At 61.3% G+C, this 21,972-nt stretch carries 19 protein-coding genes, 1 tRNA gene and 1 riboswitch; of the genes, 10 read left to right on the forward strand and 10 right to left on the reverse strand.

Features of this window, described 5'->3' with window-relative positions; genetic code table 11:
- Window positions 1-57: 57 nt before the first annotated feature.
- Genes ACO08A_RS18785 through ACO08A_RS18795 form a run of 3 tightly spaced genes read right to left on the reverse strand, consistent with a single transcriptional unit; the run spans window position 58 to window position 2,918 of the window.
- Entirely contained in the window at window positions 58-1,104 is a 1,047-nt protein-coding gene (locus ACO08A_RS18785; RefSeq protein ID WP_422037480.1) for a DctP family TRAP transporter solute-binding subunit, read from the reverse strand.
- A 27-nt stretch (window positions 1,105-1,131) separates the two neighbouring features.
- On the reverse strand, window positions 1,132-2,418 hold the full coding sequence (locus tag ACO08A_RS18790) for a TRAP transporter large permease (RefSeq protein WP_422037482.1): 1,287 nt from the start codon (window positions 2,416-2,418) through the stop codon (window positions 1,132-1,134).
- Window positions 2,415-2,918, reverse strand: a complete 504-nt coding sequence (locus tag ACO08A_RS18795; protein WP_422037483.1) for a TRAP transporter small permease — start codon at window positions 2,916-2,918, stop codon at window positions 2,415-2,417. The genes ACO08A_RS18790 and ACO08A_RS18795 overlap by 4 nt, the downstream gene beginning before the upstream one ends.
- Window positions 2,919-3,082: 164 nt before the next feature.
- On the opposite strand from ACO08A_RS18795, the gene ACO08A_RS18800 reads away from it, so the two are divergent.
- Window positions 3,083-3,997, forward strand: a complete 915-nt coding sequence (locus tag ACO08A_RS18800; protein WP_422037484.1) for a MurR/RpiR family transcriptional regulator — start codon at window positions 3,083-3,085, stop codon at window positions 3,995-3,997.
- A gap of 44 nt (window positions 3,998-4,041) precedes the next feature.
- Here ACO08A_RS18800 and ACO08A_RS18805 read toward each other — a convergent pair whose 3' ends face one another.
- Window positions 4,042-4,764, reverse strand: coding sequence for an NAD(P)-binding domain-containing protein (locus ACO08A_RS18805; RefSeq protein WP_422037485.1), 723 nt, complete (start codon window positions 4,762-4,764; stop codon window positions 4,042-4,044).
- 536 nt (window positions 4,765-5,300) lie between these two features.
- On the opposite strand from ACO08A_RS18805, the gene ACO08A_RS18810 reads away from it, so the two are divergent.
- Window positions 5,301-6,398, forward strand: a complete 1,098-nt coding sequence (locus ACO08A_RS18810) for an NAD(P)/FAD-dependent oxidoreductase (protein ID WP_422037486.1) — start codon at window positions 5,301-5,303, stop codon at window positions 6,396-6,398.
- Window positions 6,399-6,504: 106 nt separating this feature from the next.
- On the opposite strand, the gene ACO08A_RS18815 is transcribed toward ACO08A_RS18810, so the two are convergent.
- The gene (locus ACO08A_RS18815) at window positions 6,505-7,419 is read right to left on the reverse strand and encodes an OmpA family protein (protein ID WP_422037487.1); all 915 of its coding nucleotides are present in this window, start codon (window positions 7,417-7,419) and stop codon (window positions 6,505-6,507) included.
- Between the two features lie 102 nt (window positions 7,420-7,521).
- Entirely contained in the window at window positions 7,522-8,550 is a 1,029-nt protein-coding gene (locus ACO08A_RS18820; protein ID WP_422037488.1) for a hypothetical protein, read from the reverse strand.
- 197 nt (window positions 8,551-8,747) lie between these two features.
- On the opposite strand from ACO08A_RS18820, the gene ACO08A_RS18825 reads away from it, so the two are divergent.
- The 6 genes from ACO08A_RS18825 to ACO08A_RS18850 all read left to right on the forward strand — a co-directional run bounded on the left by ACO08A_RS18825 (window position 8,748) and on the right by ACO08A_RS18850 (window position 16,712).
- Window positions 8,748-11,870, forward strand: a complete 3,123-nt coding sequence (locus ACO08A_RS18825; RefSeq protein WP_422037489.1) for an AAA family ATPase — start codon at window positions 8,748-8,750, stop codon at window positions 11,868-11,870.
- 90 nt (window positions 11,871-11,960) lie between these two features.
- A riboswitch (cobalamin riboswitch) is annotated at window positions 11,961-12,187 on the forward strand.
- Window positions 12,188-12,389: 202 nt separating this feature from the next.
- The gene (locus ACO08A_RS18830) at window positions 12,390-12,527 is read left to right on the forward strand and encodes a hypothetical protein (RefSeq protein WP_422037490.1); all 138 of its coding nucleotides are present in this window, start codon (window positions 12,390-12,392) and stop codon (window positions 12,525-12,527) included.
- Window positions 12,527-13,285: a metal ABC transporter ATP-binding protein gene (locus ACO08A_RS18835; protein ID WP_422037491.1), complete on the forward strand. Its 759-nt coding sequence runs from the start codon at window positions 12,527-12,529 to the stop codon at window positions 13,283-13,285. Before ACO08A_RS18830 ends, ACO08A_RS18835 begins: the two co-directional genes overlap by 1 nt.
- Window positions 13,278-14,180 carry a metal ABC transporter permease gene (locus ACO08A_RS18840; RefSeq protein WP_422037492.1) on the forward strand — a complete coding sequence of 301 codons (903 nt, stop codon included), beginning with the start codon at window positions 13,278-13,280 and terminating at the stop codon, window positions 14,178-14,180. The genes ACO08A_RS18835 and ACO08A_RS18840 overlap by 8 nt, the downstream gene beginning before the upstream one ends.
- Window positions 14,177-15,070 carry a metal ABC transporter solute-binding protein, Zn/Mn family gene (locus ACO08A_RS18845; RefSeq protein ID WP_422037493.1) on the forward strand — a complete coding sequence of 298 codons (894 nt, stop codon included), beginning with the start codon at window positions 14,177-14,179 and terminating at the stop codon, window positions 15,068-15,070. Before ACO08A_RS18840 ends, ACO08A_RS18845 begins: the two co-directional genes overlap by 4 nt.
- 406 nt (window positions 15,071-15,476) lie before the next feature.
- Window positions 15,477-16,712 carry an MFS transporter gene (locus ACO08A_RS18850; protein ID WP_422037494.1) on the forward strand — a complete coding sequence of 412 codons (1,236 nt, stop codon included), beginning with the start codon at window positions 15,477-15,479 and terminating at the stop codon, window positions 16,710-16,712.
- A gap of 37 nt (window positions 16,713-16,749) precedes the next feature.
- On the opposite strand, the gene speE is transcribed toward ACO08A_RS18850, so the two are convergent.
- Window positions 16,750-17,622 carry a polyamine aminopropyltransferase gene (gene speE, locus ACO08A_RS18855; RefSeq protein WP_422037495.1) on the reverse strand — a complete coding sequence of 291 codons (873 nt, stop codon included), beginning with the start codon at window positions 17,620-17,622 and terminating at the stop codon, window positions 16,750-16,752.
- The gene (gene speD, locus ACO08A_RS18860) at window positions 17,619-18,176 is read right to left on the reverse strand and encodes an adenosylmethionine decarboxylase (RefSeq protein WP_319383304.1); all 558 of its coding nucleotides are present in this window, start codon (window positions 18,174-18,176) and stop codon (window positions 17,619-17,621) included. The genes speE and speD overlap by 4 nt, the downstream gene beginning before the upstream one ends.
- Before the next feature lie 183 nt (window positions 18,177-18,359).
- On the opposite strand from speD, the gene ACO08A_RS18865 reads away from it, so the two are divergent.
- Complete coding sequence (locus tag ACO08A_RS18865; RefSeq protein WP_422037496.1) at window positions 18,360-18,947, forward strand: GNAT family N-acetyltransferase; 588 nt, start codon at window positions 18,360-18,362, stop codon at window positions 18,945-18,947.
- A 42-nt stretch (window positions 18,948-18,989) separates the two neighbouring features.
- On the opposite strand, the gene ACO08A_RS18870 is transcribed toward ACO08A_RS18865, so the two are convergent.
- Together ACO08A_RS18870 and ACO08A_RS18875 are read right to left on the reverse strand one after the other, a co-directional pair.
- Entirely contained in the window at window positions 18,990-19,751 is a 762-nt protein-coding gene (locus ACO08A_RS18870; protein ID WP_422037497.1) for an SIMPL domain-containing protein, read from the reverse strand.
- Between the two features lie 147 nt (window positions 19,752-19,898).
- Entirely contained in the window at window positions 19,899-20,945 is a 1,047-nt protein-coding gene (locus ACO08A_RS18875; protein ID WP_422037498.1) for an AI-2E family transporter, read from the reverse strand.
- An 846-nt stretch (window positions 20,946-21,791) separates the two neighbouring features.
- Here ACO08A_RS18875 and ACO08A_RS18880 point away from each other — a divergent pair.
- Window positions 21,792-21,868: transfer RNA gene (locus ACO08A_RS18880), tRNA-Ile, on the forward strand.
- Window positions 21,869-21,972 lie beyond the last annotated feature (104 nt).

Raw genomic sequence — 21,972 nt, forward strand, 5'->3', positions numbered from 1 at the left:
CAGAATGAAAAGGCGGCGAGGGGAGCCGCAGCTCCCCCCGCCAGGGAGGACCCTTGGCTAGTTCAGGTAACTGCTGCCGTTGGCGGCTTCCACTTCGCTCTTGAAGAGGGTCAGCAATTCGGTCGCCTTGGCATCGAGGTTTTCCGCGACATGGGTCTCGAAGGCCGGCTGTGTTGCATCCGCCATGGCCTTGCGCTGGTCATCGGTCAGGGCGGTCACCTCGATCTTGTCCATGAGGCCGGCAAGACCCCGGTCGGACGCCTCGATGATGCGCGACAGGCCCCGGCTGGCGGCAACGCAGTTTTCCGCGGCAACCCGCAAGGTGTTCTGTTCCGCTTCGCTCAGTCCTTCGAAAAACGCGCGGTTGACCATGAAGGTATAGGGCGAGAACAGGTGGTTGGTCAGCGTCATGTATTTCTGGACTTCAGCGAAATTCGCGAAGGAAATGATCGGCACAGGATTCATCTGCCCGTCGATCACGCCGGTCTGAAGTCCGGAATAGACTTCGCCCCAGCTCAGAGGGTAGGCCTCGGCGCCAAGAGCCTGGACGATCGTCTGGTGCGAGGGCAGCGTCATCGTGCGGATACGGATGCCGTCGAAATCGTCCAGATCCGCGATGGGGCGCTGGGAATTCGTTACGGCGAAGAAGCCGCCCGTGTCGGGAAAACCGAGCACGACAACATCGCCGAGCGTTTCCTCGATGTCGGCTGCCAGCGCTTCGCCGAAGGCGCCGTCGAAGACGGAATAAGTGGACGCATTGTTGGCGAAGGCGAAGGGAAGGTTCAGAACGTCGATGCGCGGATAGTAGCTGGCAAGCGCGCCGGTAGATGTCAAGGTCGCTTGGATGACCCCGTTGCGCACCTGATCGACATGCTCGGCCGCTGAGCCCAGCTGGTTGGAACCGAAGACCTCGACGGTGACGCTGCCATTGGTGTCGGCGGTGACGATGTTGGAAAAGACCGCCGTGCAGGCGTGCGCCGGGTTTTCGAACGGGTCGGTTTTGTTGTCATGTCCGAAGCGGATGACGCCGCCTTCGGCCAGTGCGGTGGTTGCGGTCAGTGCGAGCACGGCGCCTGCAATGACGCCCTTCTTCAAAGTCTTCATGATTACCTCCTCAGTTGAAGACGTGGCCTATTGGGCAAATCCGAAGGCGCGCGGCAGAAACAGCGCCGCGTCCTCCCAGAATGCGAACAGGAACAGGATGGTGACTTCGGCGATCAGGAACGGCGTCAGCTTGACTGCGATCCGCTCCAGCTTTTCTCCCGTTACGGAAGACAGGACAAACAGGCAGGCCCCGACCGGCGGTGTCATCAGCGAGATGTTCAGCGCCAGGACGAAGATGATGCCGGCATGGATCGGTTCCAGACCGATCTGCTCGGTCAGCGGGACGAGAACCGGGGCCAGAATGATGAGGATGGCGGTGATGTCCATCACCATGCCGACGACCAGCAGGATCGCGATGATGATGGCGATAACCGCGTAGGGGTTTTCGGAGATGCCCAGAACCGTTCCGGCCAGCATCTGCGGGATGCGCTCGAAGCTCATCCACCAGCCGAGAATGCCGGCAAAGGCGATGATCACGAAAATGACGCCGGTAATGCGCGCCGTGCGCACCAGCATGGAATAGAAGTCCCGTGCGTTGAGCGTCCGGTAGACGAAAATGCCGATGAACATGGCATAGGCAACCGCGATCGATGCGGCTTCCGTCGGCGTGACAACGCCGCCGAGAATGCCGCCCAGAATAATGATCGGCATCAAGAGGGCGGTGAGAGACGACACGAAGGTGTCCCAGACCTCGCGCAGGGAGGCGCCCCGCGCGGCCTTGGGCAGGTTCTCGCGTTTCCCGCCGACGACGATCACGCCCATGCAGACAAGGCAAATGACGAGGCCCGGCAGGATGCCGGCGGCGAACAGGCCGCCGATGGAAACGCCCATGAGCGATCCGTAGACCACCATGAGTCCTGACGGTGGAATCGTCGGGCCGATGATCGAGCCCGCGGCGGTGACGGCGCAGGCGTAGTCGCGCGCATAGCCCTCTTTCTCCATGGCGGGGACGAGCGTGCGGCCAAAGGCGGCGGCATCGGCGGTTGCCGAACCGGTCAGGCCCGCAAAGAAGACGGAGGCGAGCATGTTGGTGTGGGCAAGGCCGCCGCGAAAGCGTCCGACCAGAACCTGCGCCAGTTTCACGAGGCGGTCGGTGATGCCGATGCCGTTCATGATCTCACCGGCCAGAATGAAGAACGGCATGGCCAGAAACGGGAAGATGTTCAGCCCGTTGAAGATCTTGCTCGGCCCTATGGCCAGGAAGTTGGGTCCGCCGCCCATGTCGATCAGTCCGACGACGCCCGCGAGACCGATGGCGAAACCGATCGGCATGCCGAACAGGATCAGGAGAACGAAAGTCACGGCGACGATCATGCGCTCACCTCCACGGATGCGTCGAGCTGAAGACCCTGGTCGCGCAACAGGACCAGGACAAGCTGAACGATCGCCAGGAAGGCAGACGCAGGCACGGCCCAGAAGAAAGGTTCGAGCGTTGCACCGAAGATCATCGCCTGCCGGGAAGCGCCGCTCTGGGCAAAGCCGACACCAAACCAGAGCACATAGGCAAAGAGTGCGATTGCGAGCAGGTCGATCACGATGAGCACCGCACGCCGAACGGGAAAGGGCAGCTTCATCAGGAACGATGTCAGGCCGATATGTTCGCGGCGGGCGATGCCGGACGAAACGGCCAGGAGCGCGGCCCAGATCATCAGGTACCGGGCGAGCGTTTCCGGCCAGGGCAACTGCCAGTGAAACCAGTAGCGGTCGATGACACCGATCCAGACGTCGAGGACGAGCGCCAGCATCAGGAGGGCGACGACCGCTTCGATCAGCCGGTTCAGCGTGCCACCGATTCTTGCTGCAAGGATTTTCAACTTTGCCCCTCCCGCATGAAACTCCGTTAGATAATTTCGTCGGAATGAGCCATGAGTCAAGCAAAAATTGTCACTTAATTACAAAATTACCCCTAACATACGCCTGCTACGTGCGAATATTGACCGAAATTTGTAACCGAGTTACAGAATGGGGGCGAGGTATCATGCAGGCACGATTGAAAATAGACGAAGGACTGGGACATGCGGCTGTCGACGTGATTTCCAATCTGAGGAAATCCGACGGTCAACTCTCGGCCAGGGAACAGAAGGTCGCCGACTTCGTGTCGGCGAACCTGGAGCGCATCAGCGCGATGACCATCGCCGAGGTGGCCAAGGCATGTGACGTCAGCACGCCGACAGTGGTGCGGTTCTGCCGGACGATGGGCTGTGACGGGTTCCGGGAATTCAAGATCAGGCTGGCGCAGAACCTGGCGGTCAGCCTGCAATATCTCGACGTCGGCGAGCGGCCGGAAACGGAGACGAGTTCCGGATTTCTCGACCAGGTGATCGGGGCCCTTTCCGCCTCCTTGAACGTCATGCGCAAGCAACTAGACGGGGAGGTGTTCGAAACCGCAAAAGACCATATCGCCGGTGCCGGCACGGTGCTTGTTGGCGGTGTCGGCGGCGGTTCCTCCATGCTGGCGCAGGAGGCCTCGAACAGGTTCTTCCGGCTCGGCGTTTCCGCGATTGCCGTCTCTGACAGCTATCTCCTGCAGATGCGGGCTGCGACCCTGTCCAAATCGGATGTCATCCTGCTGATTTCCTCCAGCGGCGAGGCGGATGAAATCGTCAGCGCCGCTGAAATTGCCGCCGGCTACGGTGCCGCCACGCTGGCGATCACCAAGTCGGGCAGCACGCTTGCGCGCTCCGTCGACTGTGCCTTGCAAATCGATCTTCCCGAAGATCCGGACATCTACAAACCGACGGCATCCCGCTACGCCTACCTGGTCATCATCGACGCTCTTGCGATGGCCGTTGCCCAAATGAGATCCGACCACACGACGGAGAACCTGCGGCGCATTCGGGCTTCGCTAACGGCCTATCACGGCCGGACGGGGCCTCAGCCACTGGGGGATTAGGGGGCGGACTCCAGGGTGCAACGCATGCCCGCACCGGCATCCGTTTACTCCAGGGTGGTCAGCCCGGCCTTCAAGTTCTCACCCATTCCACTCGCCTCCATGTGCTGCCGCAGGCGCTGGTTATAGCCTCCAGGGGCGTTCAAGGCCTCGATCAACGGTCCGCACTCGCTGTCCGCCAGACTCGACGCAACGAGTTCTCTCAGAAAAGCCTCACCCTGTTTCTTGTCGGTAACCCGTTCTCCCAGCCAGTCTGCCGCGTCACTGACCATCCGGGCCACCGGTGACAGCACCGCCTGGGCGCACAGATAGGCGGCCATCTCGTCGGCGCTTGCCAGTGCAAATATCTGGTTCCGATTTCCAAAAATTTCAGTCACCAGGTTAGCGTCACCCTGCATCATCACCGGCGTTTCGCCGTTCGCGATGGCGGGAAACGGCATCATGAGCGCGACTGCGCTTGCCGGGCGCACCAGCGCGTCGGCCTGCTGAAGTGTGGCGCCAGCCATGAAGGTGATCACTCTTTGACCTTCGTGAAACGTCAATGGCCCCAGAACCTCGGGTGCGACGTCAGCCATCAGGCCGAGAAAAATCACGTCACTTGCATCAATCACCCCCTGATTGCCGGCGATGGTGACGTTCTCATAGGCATCTGCCAGCAAACGGGCGCGGCTTGCGCTGCGTTCCGATACGGTGATCTGGTGTCCGTCCCCGGCGATGCCATGCACGACCGCACTTGCGATCGTTCCACAACCAAGCACTCCAATCCGCATGTCGGCACTCCCTCTGTTTGGCCGCGTTCCGGAACTCTGCTTCTCCGGTCCGTTTGGGTCTCCTCCCAGCGTAAGGCAGTTGGTTGTCAGACAACAGTTTTCGTGCCGTGTTCTCACCGATCCGATGCTTTCTGCCAAAGTGATCAGCCGAGGCATCGAAGCAGAACCAAAGGCTTTTGCCGACCGGCATCTTCCGTGTCCTTTCGACTGATACACCGTGCCGCGATGCGCCCTGCCGCCGTGCTCCAGACTGTTCTCTGAAATTGGGCGGTCACGGACCCATGGTTGGATCCATGCTGCGAAACTGATTCCGGAATTGCGGCTAACTGTCTGTGTTAAATGTCTGATTTATTCCACGGGTCTTTAAAGTCGCGCTTGAACTTGTGACCTGGGCTCATGTGATTTGTGAGCGGCTTAATCAAGCGATTCACGGCGTCCGCGCGCGCATGACCGGTATGCAGGCAGAGCGTCAATTGATCCCTTGCTTCCCTTTGCGCGCGGAGTAATCTGCTGAACCAAACCGCAGGAACCACTTCATGACAATACTTGTCGTCGGCGCCGGAATTTCCGGCCTTTCCACTGCCTGGGCGCTCACCAAGCGGGGCGTCCCGGTCACGCTGCTCGAGCAGGGACCGATCCCCAATCCGCTGTCTGCTTCGGGCGACCAGCACCGCATCATCCGCCGGGCCTATGGTGGCCAGGGTGGATACCAACGCCGGATCGGGGACGCCTACGCGGCCTGGGACGAAATGTGGGAAGACCTCGACGACAAGCACCTTGTCGACACCGGTTTCATGGTGATGTCGCAGTCGGAAGATGATGGCGGCGAGGACTACCGGAAAGGGCTTGTCGCGGGCGGCTATCCTTTCGAGGATCTGACGCCCGCCGAGACCGCTGACCGGTTTCCGTTCGTCGACCCAGCGACCATTCGCTACGGGCTGGTCAGTGACGAAGGCGGCGTTCTTCTGTGCCAGAGAATTGCCTCGGATCTTCGCGACTGGCTGCGTGCGAAGGGAGTAGATGTGCGCGAGAACGCCGAAGTCACAGCGGTCGATCCCGCGGCTGGTTCGGTGACGCTCGCCAATGGTCAGGTGTTGCGAGGCGATCATGTCATCGTCACCGCCGGAGCTTGGACGCTCGGCCTGTTTCCGCAGCTCGCTTTGAAGCTGACGACCTATCGGACGGCGGTCGTCTACCTAACGCCTCCGCAGGATCTCGTCGAAGCCTGGGAACGCGCGCCTGCGATCCTTGATCCGGGTGGCCCTGTCGACGGCTACATTCTGCCGCCGGTCGCCGGGACGGGGCTCAAGTTCGGTGCCGGCATTCACAAGTACAAGGCTGACCCGAACCAGGACCGCGTTCCGAAAGCAGAGGAGGGGGAAACCTTGCGCGACTATTTCTCCCCGCCGTTTTCGCGTATCGGGGAATACCGTGTCGACGACGTCGTGACCTGCGCCTACACGTTCACGGCCGACGAGCATTTCTTTGCAATGACCGAGGACAGGGCAACCATCGTGTCGGCCTGCTCCGGTCATGGCTACAAGTTCGGCGCTGTCGTCGGGCAGAAGCTTGCGGACGGGATCGCCTCAAGGGACATGGCTTCGGCGCAGACCTGGCTGGAAGCGCGGGACTGACGATCCCGGTTTTCGGCGCGGCGATTGCCCGCAGGATTGAGCGCGCTCCAAAGCGCTGACCGTCGGCTCCCTGCACTTGAAGCAGGAATACAGCTGTCTTTCAACGCTACCCGATGACGATTTCCACCCGACGGTTTCGTGCGCGCCCTTCTCGCGTCCTGTTGTCGGCAATCGGTTCCCGTTCTCCCTTGGCGATCACCCTGTAACGGATGGCGTTCGGCGCACCGGCCCTGACAAACCAGTCCTTCACGGCATCGGCACGTCGTCTGGACAGATCCAGGTTGTAGGCGTCTGCGCCGCTTGAATCGGCATGACCTTCGATTTCAACATGCGGCACGGTGCGCCGTTCAATCTCGTAGATCAGGTTATGCAGCTGGTGTTCAGCGTCGCGCTTGATGGCTGCGCTGTCAAATCCGAACAGCACGTCGGCCTCCAGCGTGACGCGCTTTGGCGGCGCCGGCGGGGCCGGGGGCGGGGGCGTGTCGGGAATGAACGGTATGGGACCCGGCCAGACGTGGGGGTCCGGTGTGTCGGGAAGAACCTCCGGTTCGACCTCAAGATACTGGATCAACACCTTTCCCCAGTGCCGGTCGATGCCGACGTTGGCGGTCGTGCTGCTTGGGTTGAAGACGTTCGGACCGAACTGTGCGGAATAGATCTTGAAGTCGAAAAGAGCCGCGCCATAGGGATTGTGGCCGGTCGAAATTTTCAACCAGACAGCGCCGATGTTCGCAACGCCGTTCGATGCAGACGCGGTTCGCATGATCGCCGACTTTCTGTCGATGTCTTCAAAGCTCGTCGGCTTTGCACTGCGAACAGCCTTGAAGCCGGGCTTCATCGTGTCGGAGAGGGAAATGGGCGCGAGTGAACCTCCGCCTCCGGCGCCGACAAACCACATGTTGGCGAGCGTTCCAGATTCCAGATTGCGCAATTTGAACTGGATCACGCCACCGGTTATCCATTGGCCGCCACTGGCACTCCTTTTGATGGCGACTTCCCACTTTGAAGACACAACAGGCATCGGAATCATCCTTGAAAAAGCGAATAAAATAGGAAGTGCAGCCGGCCCGTCGGGGCGCTGCATTGTTGCGCATGCTTGCAGTCCAAAGGCTGCGAGTGGCGGTCAGGCGGTTTTCCTCCGGACAACCTTGCGGCCCGCGAGCAGGGCGACACCGCTGCAAAGCAGGAAGACCCCGGCGGGCAACGGCACTTCCGAGATCGGCGCCGGCGTGTACTCCACATAGTTTGCCTGGGAAAAGGCAGTCTCCATCCCGATGCTCTGTCCGGCCTCGATCGTCACCAGGAAAATGACGCGATGAAAGAAACTGTACATCGCTTCGTTGAAGCCACCGTCACCAATGGCAGTCGTGCTGGCGGAAAACAGCAGCCCGGCAATCCCGTCGCCCGAGTTGAAGACACCGCCGGCAACGGTCGTGCCGGCACCGGTTTCAGTGGTTTCTTCCGTGTCAGCTGTTGTGACCGTCGTGAGATTGCCATCGGACAGGCCGGAAAAGATGATGCTCTGCATTGCGCTTGTGCGCGCCAGTCCGTCGTCTCCCGAATACCGGGCAAGCAGATCTCCGCCGATTTCGGCGCGGATCGGGATGACAATCTCCGCGTCGGTCGTGTTCTCGAACGTGGTCAGGCGGGAAATGCCAAATGTTGATTCCGCTTCTGCCGGCGCGGGTGACGAGGTGATGCGGAGCTGGGCGAGACCGTCTCGATCAATTGTCTGGCGTCCGATCGCAAACGCTGCAACGTCCGCGCCCTGGTCCTGAGAAATGGCGCTTTCAACGTTCCACTGTGCATCGGCGAATTCCGTCGGATCAGCCCGGTTTGTGCGCAGTTGGCGATTGCTGACAAACGGGATTTCCGGTTCGCAACCTGAGCATCCAACCTGGGTCGTGGTCTGGTCGATCGCCGTGACGGCGTCAGGAGCATTGATCTGACTGTTGATCGTTGTTGAAAAATCTGGACCGCTCACGCTGGACGTGATGCCGTCGGGCGATTGGCCGTCAAAGGGCAAATTCCCCATGATGACGAAGTCATACTCCATTTGCAGGAAGCTCAAGGCCTGGACCGGGGTGGCCTGGGCGGGTGAAGCAAGACCGATTGCGAGGGTCGCAAGGGCTAAAGCTGCAAACACTTTCATCTGAAAACTCCTTAAAGCAATTGTCCCGGTTTAAATGAAACACCGGGGCAATCCGGAGCCTATGTGTCGGAGCGCCCAAAAGTCCTGAGCAAGTTCTGACGAAATCCTGACGCTGTGGTGACCTTAGGGAAATCAGGTCTGGAAGATTGCTTGTCAATTCTGCTAATCTTTGCCGACGGGCAACATGGCGAGCATGCGTGATTTACCGATTTGAGCAGTTTGAACTGGACGAAGGCAGACAGGAGCTCAGGCGGGCCGGGGACCTTGTTTCCATCACGCCCAAGGCCTTCGGTGTTCTGACTTACCTGTTGAAAAACGGCGACCGGCTGGTCTCAAAATCCGAACTGATGGATGCCTTCTGGAGCCGCAATGTTTCGGAAGCCGCGCTTCAGAAAACAATCTCCCTGCTCCGCAAGTCTCTGGATGAAGACGAGGCTGAAACACCCATCCTGAAGACCGTGCATGGACGCGGTTTTCGTATCGTCGTGGACGTGACGAGGCAGGAGACGGACACCGGGACCGACACTTCCGTTGAAACGGCGGGAGTGGCGGAACAGCGTCTCGTCGCCGTGCTCTGCTTGAAGATTTCGGGTCCGGAGGGCCGCCAACCTCAACCGGAAGCGATCGATTCGTGCCTGCGCAAGGCCCGTCTGCAGGTGGAAAGCTATCAGGGCAAACTGCTGCACATGATGGTGAACCAGTTCACCGCTTCGTTCGGTGTCGCGCCCGATTTTGAAGACGGTGCGCGAAGAGCGGCCCATTGCGCATGGCAGCTTTCCCGGTCGGCCGAGATCAGGGCAATTCGCTCTGCCGGCGGCCACGTGAGCCTCGGGATAGATGTGGGTCCGATGCCCTTGAGCGGAGATGAAAACGCGTGGCAGGCACCGAGCACGCTCGAAATCGGTGCGGTGGCCCTGGCCGACGCGGATCCGCGGGATGCGGTCCTCATTTCCGAAACGGCCTTCCAGCAATTGCGCGACGAGGTGGACGTTTCTTCTGACGGCGATCGTTACGCGCTCACGGATATTGCCGTCCTGAGCACCGGTATTCCCGCGCGTCCGAGCAAAAACCCGACCGGCTTTGTCGGCCGCGCTGCCGAACTCGCCTTCCTGAACAGCTGTTTCAAGGAAGCGAGTACCGGGAGTTTCCGGGCAACGGCCCTGTCCGGGCCCGCGGGCATCGGCAAGTCGCGCCTGACAAGCGAATTCCTGAAATCGCTCGGTGACGGAGACGCCCGCATCTGCTTGGCCAATTGCTCTGCGCACATGACGAATTCGGCGCTTGCACCCATCCGGCAGATCTGTTCGGCCTTGTTGCAGGCGGGCGCGGAGGGACTTGCAACGGACCCGGTCGACGCGGCGTTGCTGGCGCTCCTGATCGATGAAGACGCCCAGCCTTCGCCCGTGCTGGAAGGCATGAGCGACAGACAGAGAAACGCGCGGACGCTTGCACTGATCCAGCAGGTCCTTCGCCTGGCGAGCGAGGAACACCCGCTTCTGATCGTCTTTGAAGATGTTCACTGGCTGGACGCCACCTCCCGGGCGACGCTCGGCGCGCTGCTTCGCAAGGGTGGGGTACCGCGCGTATTCCTGCTGATGACGACGCGGCCCACCGAAGATCCGCCGCTTCCAGACTCGGTCCTGAACCTGTCACCGCTCGGCGCAGAAGACAGTCTGCTGCTGATCCGCGCCGTGCCCGGAAATGACAGCATCAGCGACGACGATGCAGCGGTTCTTTCTTCGCGTGCATCGGGCAATCCGTTCTTTCTGGAAGAGCTGGTTCTGGCAGCAAGGTCGGGGGCGGCCGTTGACCTGAAGCTGCCCAACACCGTTCAGGCGGTGATGGAAGTCCGGATCGGCGCACTGGCTCCGGCGCAAAGAACCGTGCTTTACGTGATGGCGATCGCCGGCGAGGTAAGTGCGCCTCAGTTGCTTGCGCTGCTTACTCGACGTGATGAGGCCGCGCTGGAAGATGACCTCGTCAGTCTCGTCCAACTGGGCTTTCTTTTCGAAGACGATGCCGGGTTCACCTTTCGCCACGTGCTGTTGAGCGACACGGCCTATGCCATGGTCGCGCAGCAGGATCGCCGGCGTCTTCACGGCGAGATTGCGCGCTATCTGGAGACCTCGGACGATCCAAGCCGTGACGAGACTAAGGCATGGCATCACCAGGAGGCCGGAAACACGGCGATTGCGATCGGCTACTGGACCAAGGCGAGTTATGCCGCCATCCACCGCTCCGCACGCCCGGAAGCGATTTCGTTCGCCAGGTCCGGCCTTGCCCAGATCGACCCGGAGGGCGCGTCCCACCAGGAAGCCGAGTTGCGATTGCGGCTCGCGCTGGCCACCGCACTCATGGCCGTGAGAGGATATGGTGCACCCGAGGTCGGCGATGAACTCGAGCGCGCGCTCGTTCTCAGCACCATGGCGGGATCGGAGAAGGCAAAAGTCAGGGTTTTGATGGGCCTCTGGGTCAACACCTGGGTTGCCGGGAAACTGGAGACGTCGCTTAAGCACGCAACGGAGCTTCTGCAGTGGGCCGAACAGTCCGGAGATCCGTCGCTGCGTCTTCAGGCGCACGCGGCAACCGGCGAAGTCCTGACACATCTCGGGCGCCTGGACGAGGCGGGACAGCACCTCAAGAACGGGCTCGACCATGCCTCTGACGTCGCCGCCAAGACGATCACGGACCAGAACTCGGCCGTTACCTGCGCTGCCTATGCGGCCTGGGTTGCCGGCCTGCAGGGCCGAAAGGACGACTTGCTCAGGCACGTCGAAACATCGCGCAAACTGAGCCTGGTTCGCGAGAACCTGTTTTCGGAGGCCATCCACTTTGCGCTTTGCGCAGAGGTCTTCATGTTCCTCAATGACGTTGAAAAGACATCCGAACTGGCGCGCCAGGCGATTTCAGTCAGCCGGGAGCACGGGTTCCCGTTCTGGCTTGCCTCCGGACTGGTTCTCGAAGGCTGGGCCCTCGGCATGGCGGGCAGGTTCGATGCGGCCTTTCCGGCAATCGAGGAGGGGATCAGTGTCTTCCAACGCACCGGGGCCGGTGTGCAATTCACCAACTGGTTCGGCCTGAAAGCGGAAACCCACCTTCGGGCCGGCGAGGTGCGGGCCGGCATAGAGGAAGGCGAGAAAGCCCTGGCGATCGCGGACGGGAATCAGGACAGCTGGTTCGCGCCGCGCGTTCACTCCGTGCTGGCAGCCCTCTATTCCAGGCAGGGCGATCCGCAAAAGGCCGCTTTCCACACCGAACAGGCATCCAGCCTGAAAGAGACCCGCAAGCTGGCCGATGCTTTCGTCCGGATTTCGCTTTGAAATCCCGTTTCGGCGCGAAGAAGCGGATCAGGTGAAATACGTGGAGCAGGCTTCAGGCACAAATACGTGTTGATTATTTCAGGCCGAGAAAATAGGTTTGCGGGTGATGGTTCTTGCGGAATGAAAACGGCCGCAAGATGAAAAGGGAACACGGTGAGGAAGAGCCGAAAGGGCGCCAAATCCGTGACTGCCCCCGCAACTGTGAGCGGTGAGCGACCCCGGTGAACGCCACTGGGCCGGTGTGATCAACGGCCCGGGAAGGAACGGGAAAGCTTGGACCCGCGAGTCAGGAGACCTGCCATCGCAATCTTAACTTGACCGGGCGGGGTGTCCCGGTGGGAGACGTCCATGTGCAAAGCGGTGCTGCCGTTCAAAAATGTGGTTCTGCCAGATCCCCGTCCAATCGGAGGGGGCGATGCGCCAGACCACTCGACCAACCCAATCGCGGGATTGTCACGCCAGACCTAGGGTCGCCGCAAGGCGGACGCTGATCGTTGCATCACGCTCCGGAGCGAACTGATGGCGCGGTCCCATGCCCACGGCAATAGCCGGGACGGCCGGCCATCATGCCTGACCGAAATGAGCGTCGCGGCCCTGGCTGCGGGCGCGATCGTGTCGTCAGGCCTTTTCTGGCTTCTGATCCTGGCGGTGCTTTGATGGCGGCTGTCCTGGAATTGCGCAACCTTGCGCTGGGCTATCCCGGACTCACGCTGTTCAGGCACCTCTCCCTGGACGTTGAGGCCGGAACGACGCTTGCCGTTCTGGGCGCGAACGGGTCGGGCAAGAGTACCTTCGTCAAGATGCTGCTCGGTCTGACGGACCCGCTTGCCGGGCGCCTGACCTGGCCGTCCGGCCGGCCGGACGAGATCGGCTACCTGGCGCAACTGACGGAGTTCGACCGGCGCTTTCCCATTCGCGTGCGCGATCTCGCCGCGATGGGCGCGTGGCGCGGTTTCGGCTTGTGGTCGGGTCTCGGGCGGCGTGGCCGCGACCGGGTGGATGCGGCCCTGGACGAGGCTGGAATTCTCGAATTGTCCGACCGTTCGCTCCACACGCTTTCCGGCGGGCAATTGCAGCGGGCCCTGTTCGCCCGCGTGATCCTGCAGGACGCACCCCTGATCCTGCTCGACGAGCCCTTTGCGGCGGTCGACCAGAGCACCGAGGCACACCTTCTGTCGATCATTCAGCGGTGGCGCGGGGAAGGCCGGGCCGTGGTCCTCGTTGTTCATGATCTTTCCTCCGTTCTCGATCATTGCAGCCACGCACTGCTGCTGGGCAACGGAACCGCAACGCATGGCCGCGTTGCCGAGGTCCTGACACCGGATCGGCTCGTGGCGCAGGGGTACCTGTCGCAAAGCCAGGCGTCCTGGATGTTCAGGGGCCCCCCTGATCAAGGGGAGCGTGCCCATGCTTGAGCTGTTTGCCGAAATGTGGAGCTTTGCCTTCATGCGGCGCGCCTTCGTGGCGACAACGGTGCTGTCCGCGTCCGTTGCGCCAATCGGCGCGTTTCTCGTCCTGCGGCGCCTGTCCCTTGCCGGTGAAGCCATGGCCCACGCGATCACGCCGGGCATCGTCATCGGGTTCGTGGCGACCGGGTTGTCCGTGATGTCCCTGCTCGTTGGCGGTCTGGTCGCGGGCGTCGGCGTTGCCATCCTCACGGCGCTGCTTGCGCGCAAGACCATCCTGCGCAGCGATGCCAGCCTCGCCTCGCTCTACCTCATTGCGCTTGCTGTCGGGATCTTCATCCTGTCTGCGGCCGGGTCCGCGGTGCCGCTCAAGAGTTTCCTGTTCGGCTCGATCCTCGGGATCGACGACGCGTCCATGATGCTGGTCGGCGGTGTCGCCACCGTGACGCTGGCCGCGTTTGCCGTGCTTCTCAGGCCGCTGATCGTCAGCACCTGTGATCCGGTCTTCTTCGAGGCACAGACACGGCGGCCCTGGCTCGTGGACCAGGGGTTCATGCTGCTGCTGGTGCTGAACCTGCTTGCTGCATTCAAGACACTCGGGACACTGATGGCTGTCGGCCTGATGATCCTGCCCGCGACGGCTGCCCGCTATTGGGCCAGCACGATCACGGGCCAGCTTGTGCTCGGTTTTCTGTTTGCCCTGGCGAGTTGCTGGATCGGCCTGACCCTGTCGTATCTCTTTCCCGAAACCCCGTCCGGCCCGGCAATCGTGCTTGTTGCCGGAGGCTTTTTCGTATTTTCGGCCCTGTTCGGGCCGCTCGGCTTCGGCGGCCGGTTCCGCAAACCTTCGCCCGGAAAAAAGACGTCTGTCGAACAAACCTATACTGAAAAGAGGACCCAATGACTCTCCTGAAATCCCTGGCAGCCGGTTTCCTGGCGACATCTCTGATCGCCGCCGCAGTGCCTGCCGGTGCACATGACGACGTCAAGATCGTCGCCAGCTTCTCGATCCTCGGAGACATGGTGGAACAGGTGGTTGGTGAGCATGCCGAAGTCACCACCATCGTCGGCCCGGATGCCGACGCGCACGTCTATCAGCCCTCGGTCGCCGACGCGCGCGCAGTGGCCGAAGCCGATGTCATTTTCGTCAACGGTCTCGGCTTCGAGACCTGGTCAGACACGCTTATTTCCGAATCCGGTACCGAGGCCACCGTTCACATTGCCACCGAGGGCGTGACGCCGGTGAAGGTTGGCGGCGAGACAGATCCGCATGCATGGAATTCCCTCTCGAACGGGGTCCTCTACGTACGCAACATTGCCGACGCCATGTCCGAGGCCATGCCGGACCACGCCGACGATTTCAAGGCAAACGCCGACGCCTACATTGCCAAGCTCAAGGCCCTCGATACGGAGACGCGTGCACGCCTAGCCGCGCTGCCGGAAGACCGCCGCACGGTCGTCACCGCACATGATGCGTTCGGTTATCTTGCCGATGCCTATGGTCTGACCTTCCTTGCCCCGGTCGGCATCGACACGGAAGCGGAACCGTCCGCGCGCGATCTCGCGGCTCTGATTGCGCAGCTGAAGGAAGAGGGCGCGGCAGCGCTGTTCGTCGAGAACATCACCAGCCCGGCGCTGGTGCAGCAGATCTCGGACGAAACGGGTATCGCGATCGGCGGTCGGCTTTACTCCGACGCCTTGTCAGAGCGCGGCGGACCCGCCACCGGCTACCTTGCCATGTTCCAGCACAATCTCGGCACGTTGCTCGACGCACTTGGAGACGGCAGCAGCTGAGATTACGCGACAGGTGGACAGGGGCGGTTCGCATCGCCCCGGTCCGCTGCGCGGGCTTGCCGGCACTCCGGCTGTCCGGTCCTGATGTCACAGACCCTGCTGTGCTTTGACCGGGTTCCGATCCAGGCCGAGTTCACGTTTTTCAGGAAAATTTTTCCGCGGAATATTCTAGTACTTTATTACCTTCGCGTGTGTGATCGATTGTAAATCCAAATAATTTTGAGATTTAAATCACACTTTTTCAGAATTTCCGTAACTCCTCTCGCGGAGCTGTTTTTTCGCAATACTTCGGACACATATCTAATCGTAGCCCGGTTGGGTGTGCGCGTGGCGTGTTTTTGGTTCCGTGCGTGCGAGGCCGTTTTTCAGAATTCATACAGTTCCAGATTTCATTAGGGATGTTGTCATGAGGGGCTACCTGTTTGTCATGGTCGGTGCGTGGGTCATTTCAATCACCTACGGCGTTCGTTTCGCCTTCGGTCAATTCCTGCCCGCAATCCAGCGTGAATTCCGGCTCGATCATGACGACACGGCCCTGCTTGCCTGCAGCGTCTATGCCGGAACATGTGCCGCCTTGCTGGTTGCGGCGTTTGTGACCGAGAGGTGGGGCGCGCGCGTGACGGTGATGGCGGCGATGGTGTTTGCGGCGTTGGGTGCGCTGACCGTCAGCCTGGCGCAGTCACAGGCTTATCTGCTCGCGTCGCTTTCCTTCATCGGCATCGGGTCCGGACTTTCCATGCCCCCGCTGGTTGCCGGGGTCAGCGTCCTGTGCCGCCGGTACAAGGAGCGCGCGGTCAGCATCATCAACGCGGGCACGGGCGCCGGGATCGTCGCGGCAAGCTTCACCGCGCTCCAGTTCGTGGACACATGGCGCACGTGTTTTCTCGTTTTCGCGCTGATTTCCGTGGCGCTCTCACTCGCCGCGTTTTTTTCCGTGCCGAGACGGCCGGTCGCCAACGCGCGATCCGGTTCCTTCGGAGAGGTTTTCAAGTCGCCAGGCCTGCATCAGGCTGCCTCGAGTGCCCTGCTCTTCGGCATGGTCAGCGCAGCGATCTGGACCGGTGGCGGGCTCAGCCTCGTCGGTCTGGCCGACTGGAGCGCTGCGGAGATCAGCCTGTTCTGGATTGCGCTCGGGCTTGCCGGGCTTCTGGGTGGGCTGTGCGGGGATCTCGTCGCGAAGCTGTCGCTTGCCGAGATGCATTCAATCTCCTTTGTCGGGCTTGGCGCGTCCGCGCTTCTTTTGACCATGGCCGAGCACTCCGCCACCCTTGCCATTTTCGCCGCGTGCCTGTTCGGGATCTTCTACATGACCGGCACGGCAATGTACCTGATCTGGGCCGGACGGATTTCCCGCAACCACGCGCCGACGGTGGTCGCGGTGCTGTTCTTCATGCTGCCCGTCGGGCAGATTGTCGGGTCGGCGATCTTCGGCCAGTTGGCAGGCCACTTCGATTACGACCATGTGCTCGTCGTCTTCACGCTGATGTCGAGCTGCTTCATCCTGATCCAGGTGATTTCCAGGATCGACTTGCCTTCGGGATATAGCGCCAGGGATGCCGATGCCATGCCGGTCGCGGCCGGCGGTGTGCCGAAAGCAACTGCGGAAGAGCCCGGCGACACGCGTTGGCAGGATGCCGTGTGACCATCAGGACCCCCGCTTCTCCCGGCCGACCTCTTCCTCAGGCCCTTTTGCGGCCTTCCTCAACGGCGTCCAGAATGAACCTGGGCAGGGCGAAGGCGGCGGCATGGACGTCCGGCGTATAGTAGCGGGTGTCGAAACCGGCCGCATTGAACCGCTCTTCCAGCACCGTTGCCGCCTGCCGGCGCAAGTCGGGATTGTCCGTCGCCCAGCCGAGCGTCATGTGGCCGCCGAAATAGGTCGGGATCGCCGCGATATAGGCAGCTGCGTCCCGGAAGATGCGGGAGAAGCGCTCCACGCTCGTCACAAGTTCATCGCGCTGCAGGAACGGCACGCCGTTCTGCGTCACCAGGATACCGCCGGGTGTCAGCATGCGGTGAACATTGCGGTAGAACTCTTCGGAAAAGAGGACCGCGCCGGGTCCGTGGGGATCGGTGCTGTCAACGATCACGACGTCGAATGTCCGCTCCGTTTCCGCCGCGAACTTCATGCCGTCGGCAATGACGAGTTCGAAGCGCGGATCGTCGAGCACACCGGTGTTGAAGTCCGCGAAGTGTTCCTTCGAGAACTCCACAACGGAGGCGTCGATTTCCACCTGTACCAGCCTCTCGACCGTCCGGTGCTTGAGCACCTCCTCGGCGAGACCGCAGTCGCCGCCGCCGACAATGAGGACGTTCCGCGCTGTACCGTGGGCGATGATCGGCACGTGGGACATCATCTCGTGATAGATGAATTCGTCCGCCGTGGTGACCTGGGTCACCCCGTCCAGCATCAGGATCTTGCCGAAGACCGGGTTGGAAAAGAGCACCAGATCCTGGTGCTCCGTCTTTTCCTGGTAGAGGATGCGGTCGCAGCCGTAGCTGACCTGAACCCCTGGATAGAGGGTTTCGTTGAAGACCAGGCCGTCGCTCATTCTGCCGCTTCCAGCGTGTGCGGCTTCGACAGCTGGTTGGCGACTTCGCGTCCGCGCAGCAATTCGGACACCGCGGTCTTGCCCGGATTGAAGGCGTTGCGCAGCACATCGACGCATTTTTCAGGCTGGGCATCGCCGCACATGAAAACGTCGAACGCTGCGTAACCGGCCTCGGGCCAGGTGTGCACTGAAATGTGGCTTTCCGCGAGCACGGCGACACCGGACACACCGGTCGGTTCGAACGGGTGCAGGTGGATGTGCAAGAGAGTCGCGCCTGCTTCCTCGACGCAGGCCCGCAAGGCCTGTTCGACATGCGGCAGGTCATCGAGCCTCTCGGCGTCGTATAGATCAATGATCAGATGCGCACCAGCGCAGTGGATCCCTTCCTTCTGAATGAAGTGATCCAGGCGGTCATCGGCGTAAACGCCAGCGGCCGCGTTAGAAACGTTTTCTTCCTTCTGGGTGGTGCTTCTTGGCTCGGCAACGCTGATCGCGTCTTCTGCTACACGAGCCTCCAAGTCCATCCCCAGTTCGAAGAGGGCGTTGCTTTCCATGTCGCTCTCCCAAACCAGCAGATGTCCCCGGTATTTTCCGGACGGCACTCCATACAGAAAAGAGTGTTTAATCTCAATGGGAAATCTGCAAAATTCGAGTACCGTTTTTGCACTGCAAACGGGAATGGCCGGATCATGTGACAAGGATCCGGAAAATCATGCCGACATTTGAGAGGGTTAGGTGTGCCGCTCGAAATCAGAACCTTAACGGGCGACGCCCTGAAAAATGCACTCGCGGATCTCGCCCGGCTGCGAATATCCGTCTTCCACGATTGGCCGTATCTTTACGACGGGTCGATGGACTACGAGGAGAAATACCTGCAGCGCTACGCGGAGACGGAGGGTGCCGTGATCGTCGGGGCCTATGACGGGGCAAAGCTGGTGGGGGCCGCGACCGGCGAGCCGCTCGGCGACGAATACGAGGCGTTCCAGAAGCCGCTCCGCGAGCGCGGCTATGATCCCCGGAAGATCTTCTATCTTGCCGAATCCGTGCTTGACCCGGCCTATCGTGGGCAGGGTGTCGGCCACCGTTTCTTCGACGAGCGCGAGGCGCATGCCACGAGGCTCGGTTTCGGCGAGGCGATGTTCTGCGGTGTCATCCGGCCGGAAGATCACCCGATGCGCCCGGCGGACTACCGGCCGCTGGACCCGTTCTGGAAGAAGCGCGGCTACGAGAAACTGGACGGGGTCATCGTCACCTTTCCCTGGCAGGATATCGGCGACACGGCCGAGACCGAAAAACCGATGCAGGTCTGGTACCGCAAGTTCTGACCCGGCCCCGTCAACAGGGGCCGGGGGGACAGGGCGGACGCGTTATTTCAACGCCCACATGATGGTGACATTGGCACCGATGGTTTCCTCGCCTGCCTCGATCGGTACGGATTCGGGGCTGGCTGCCATCATGGCGCTGGCGCGCATCATCTGGGGACGCGGTACCTGCGTGCCGGTCTCGGTAATCGACACGATCTCGCCGAGTTCGACGCCGGCGGCGCTTGCGAAGATCTCCGCCTTGTGGCGTGCGGCCTCGACCGCCTTCTTGCGCGCCTCGTCGAGCTTTTCGGCCGGATCGCTGACATCGAACCGGATGCCGTCGACGGAATTCGCGCCACTGTCGACAACCAGGCTCAGGATATCGCCGAGCTTGGCGATGTCGCGGATGTTGACCTCGACGCCGTTGCGGACCTCATAGCCGGTGATGTTGGGCTGGCGGTTCGAGCCGTCAGTGATGCGCTCGTAGCGCGGATAGATGCCGAAACCGCGGGTCTGGATGTCCTTCGCCTCGATGCCGGCACCCTTGATGGCGTCGATCACCTTTGCGATCGCCGCCGAGTTTTCCGACAACGCATCGGCCGCGGTTTTGCCGGTGGTGGCGACATTGGTCGTGATCACCGCCATGTCGGGGGCAACGGTGACCGTGCCTCTGCCATCCATGGTGATCGTACCGGTGGACGGCACGGTTTCCTGTGCGGAGGAGGGAACGGTGGCTGACAGCGCCAGGGCGAGCCCCACCGCAAGGGCGAAGCCATGCACGAAAGCCAGTCTTTTGCCGCGCAGGACGGCGATGAAACCTGTCATTGAATGATCCTTTCAGGCTGTATTTCACTTGTGCGTGAACATGGGTGGCCATTGCGGCGCGGATAAGGCTTGCCGGTTCAGCTTCCGTTCATTTTCAAGGGCTTGGCCGGGGCGCGGCGGTGCTCGCGAACCGAAAGAGCGGAAATCCTATTTCGCCAGGCCGACGTCGCCGGTCTCCGACAGGAGCACGGCGATCGGGCGGGAGCTTTCGAACCGGGCGCAGACAATCACGATCATCACGGTGAGCGGGACGCAAAGGACCATGCCGACAATGCCCCAGATCGCACCCCAGAAGGCGAGCGAGAGCATGATGACGAGGCCGGAGAGGTTGAGGTTGGAGCCCATCAGCTTCGGTTCGATGAGATTGCCGATGGCGAACTGTATCAGTCCGAGGCCGGTGGCAATGGCAAAGAAGGGGCCGAGAGTGTCGTAATAGACGACGGCAAGAAGGCTCGGGAAGATGACGCCGATGAGCGAGCCGATCGTCGGAATGTAGTTCAACAGGAAGGCGATGAAACCGAAGAGCGCGGCGTAGGGCAGACCGATCAGGATCAGGACGAGGCTGGTAAGCGCGCCGGTCGCGACCGAAACGGCGGTCTTGATGGAGAAATAGTGCATGATCGACCGGTTGATTTCCGCCCGGATCGCGAAGGCGGACTGGGCGCGCTCGGGCGATGCGAACAGGCGTTCGAATTTCCGGTCGAAGGTGGACTGCTCCAGCACCAGGAAGAGCACATAGATAAAGACGAGGCTGGCGGAACCGGCCAGCGTGGTGACCAGGCTGGCCCCGGCGGTCACCATGCGCGGGACGACGCTGTCCGGCAGCAGGTCTTTCAGTTCGATCGGATCGTTCAGATCGAAATGGGACGAGAACTGGTCGAAGATTTCCTCAAGGCGCCGCTGGTAGGTGGGCGCGTCCTGGGCGAGCTGGGCCAGGTTGACCGTGACGATGTCAAGCACGACCGTGCTGGCGGCGAAGATTGCCAGCAGCGCGAAGGTGAAGGCGACGAAGCCGGGCAGGCGCCAGGGTCCGATCGGGATCTTCTGGAACGCGTGGGCGAGCGAATTGATCATGTACCAGACGATGAGGGCGATGACGAAGGGAAGCAGCAGCGAGCGCCCGACGACCAGCAGCCAGCCGATCATGCAGACGAGAAGAACCGTCAGCGTTGCGGTCAGAAGGGGGCTTCGCATATCGGCTCCGGCTTTGGTTCCATAGGCGGGTTCGTCAGCTGTTCGTGCCAGTCTAGACCTGAAGCCTTAAGGGAACGGAACTAATTCTGCCTTTCGCTAAGACTGCCGGTGTGCCGGTTCCCTCCTCGGCGCGGGTTTCTTGAGGCAAAGTGGATAGGAGCCCGGGTCAGGGGCCGAGAAAGCCGATACTTGTGCAGAGAAATTTCCAGCGAACCGGGCTCTCCGGCCCCGGGTCTCACTTCGTTCGCCCGGGGTGACGAAGGAGAGTGCAGATGTTCCTCCACCGTCATTCCAGCAAATGAGGCGACGCGGAACGCCGATCCGGAACCGGTGCCAGGCTTGATCGGATATCCAGAAAATCGCGCGAGCGAAGCAACACTCTTGTCGACACCATCAGATTGAGCCGCGCCTTTGGCGCGAAAAAATCTGGTTTCCGGATCGGCGCGCAGCTTCCGCTGCACTTGTCCGGAATGACGACCGGGGGAATGCATTTGCCCCCTCCTTCGTCACCCCGGACGCAGCTCAGCGGAGATCCGGCGCCGGAGGGGCACGCTTTCGCCGGATCAAATGGCAACACCGGCCGGTCCCTGACATCGCGCTCCCGGCTCGCGTGGTGCCTGGCCGGAAGGACGCGTTCATTGACTGGGGATTGCCTCAAGAGGTTCCATTCGGCGAGAGCAGACGGCAGTCGGTCAGACCCGTCTTTCCGCCGGGACCAGTGGGGCGCGCCATGTCCCGTCTTTCCAAGGCCTTTTCGGGTTTGACCGCGCAAAGCACTTGCCCCGCCGGTTCGCCGTGGTATAGGGACTGTGTGCCCCGCAACCAGTCAGATGATTGCCGGGCCGTGGGCCTGTAGCTCAATTGGTTAGAGCCGTCCGCTCATAACGGATTGGTTGGGGGTTCGAGTCCCTCCGGGCCCACCATTTTCTCTAAAAAGCGGTTGAAATAAAAAAGGCTAATCATTTCTGTTGATTAGATTGGATAGTGTTGAGTAGTTTCAACGCTAGTCAAGAGCGCTCCGATGGCG

This window comes from Roseibium sp., assembly GCF_965232425.1.
Classification (GTDB): domain Bacteria; phylum Pseudomonadota; class Alphaproteobacteria; order Rhizobiales; family Stappiaceae; genus Roseibium.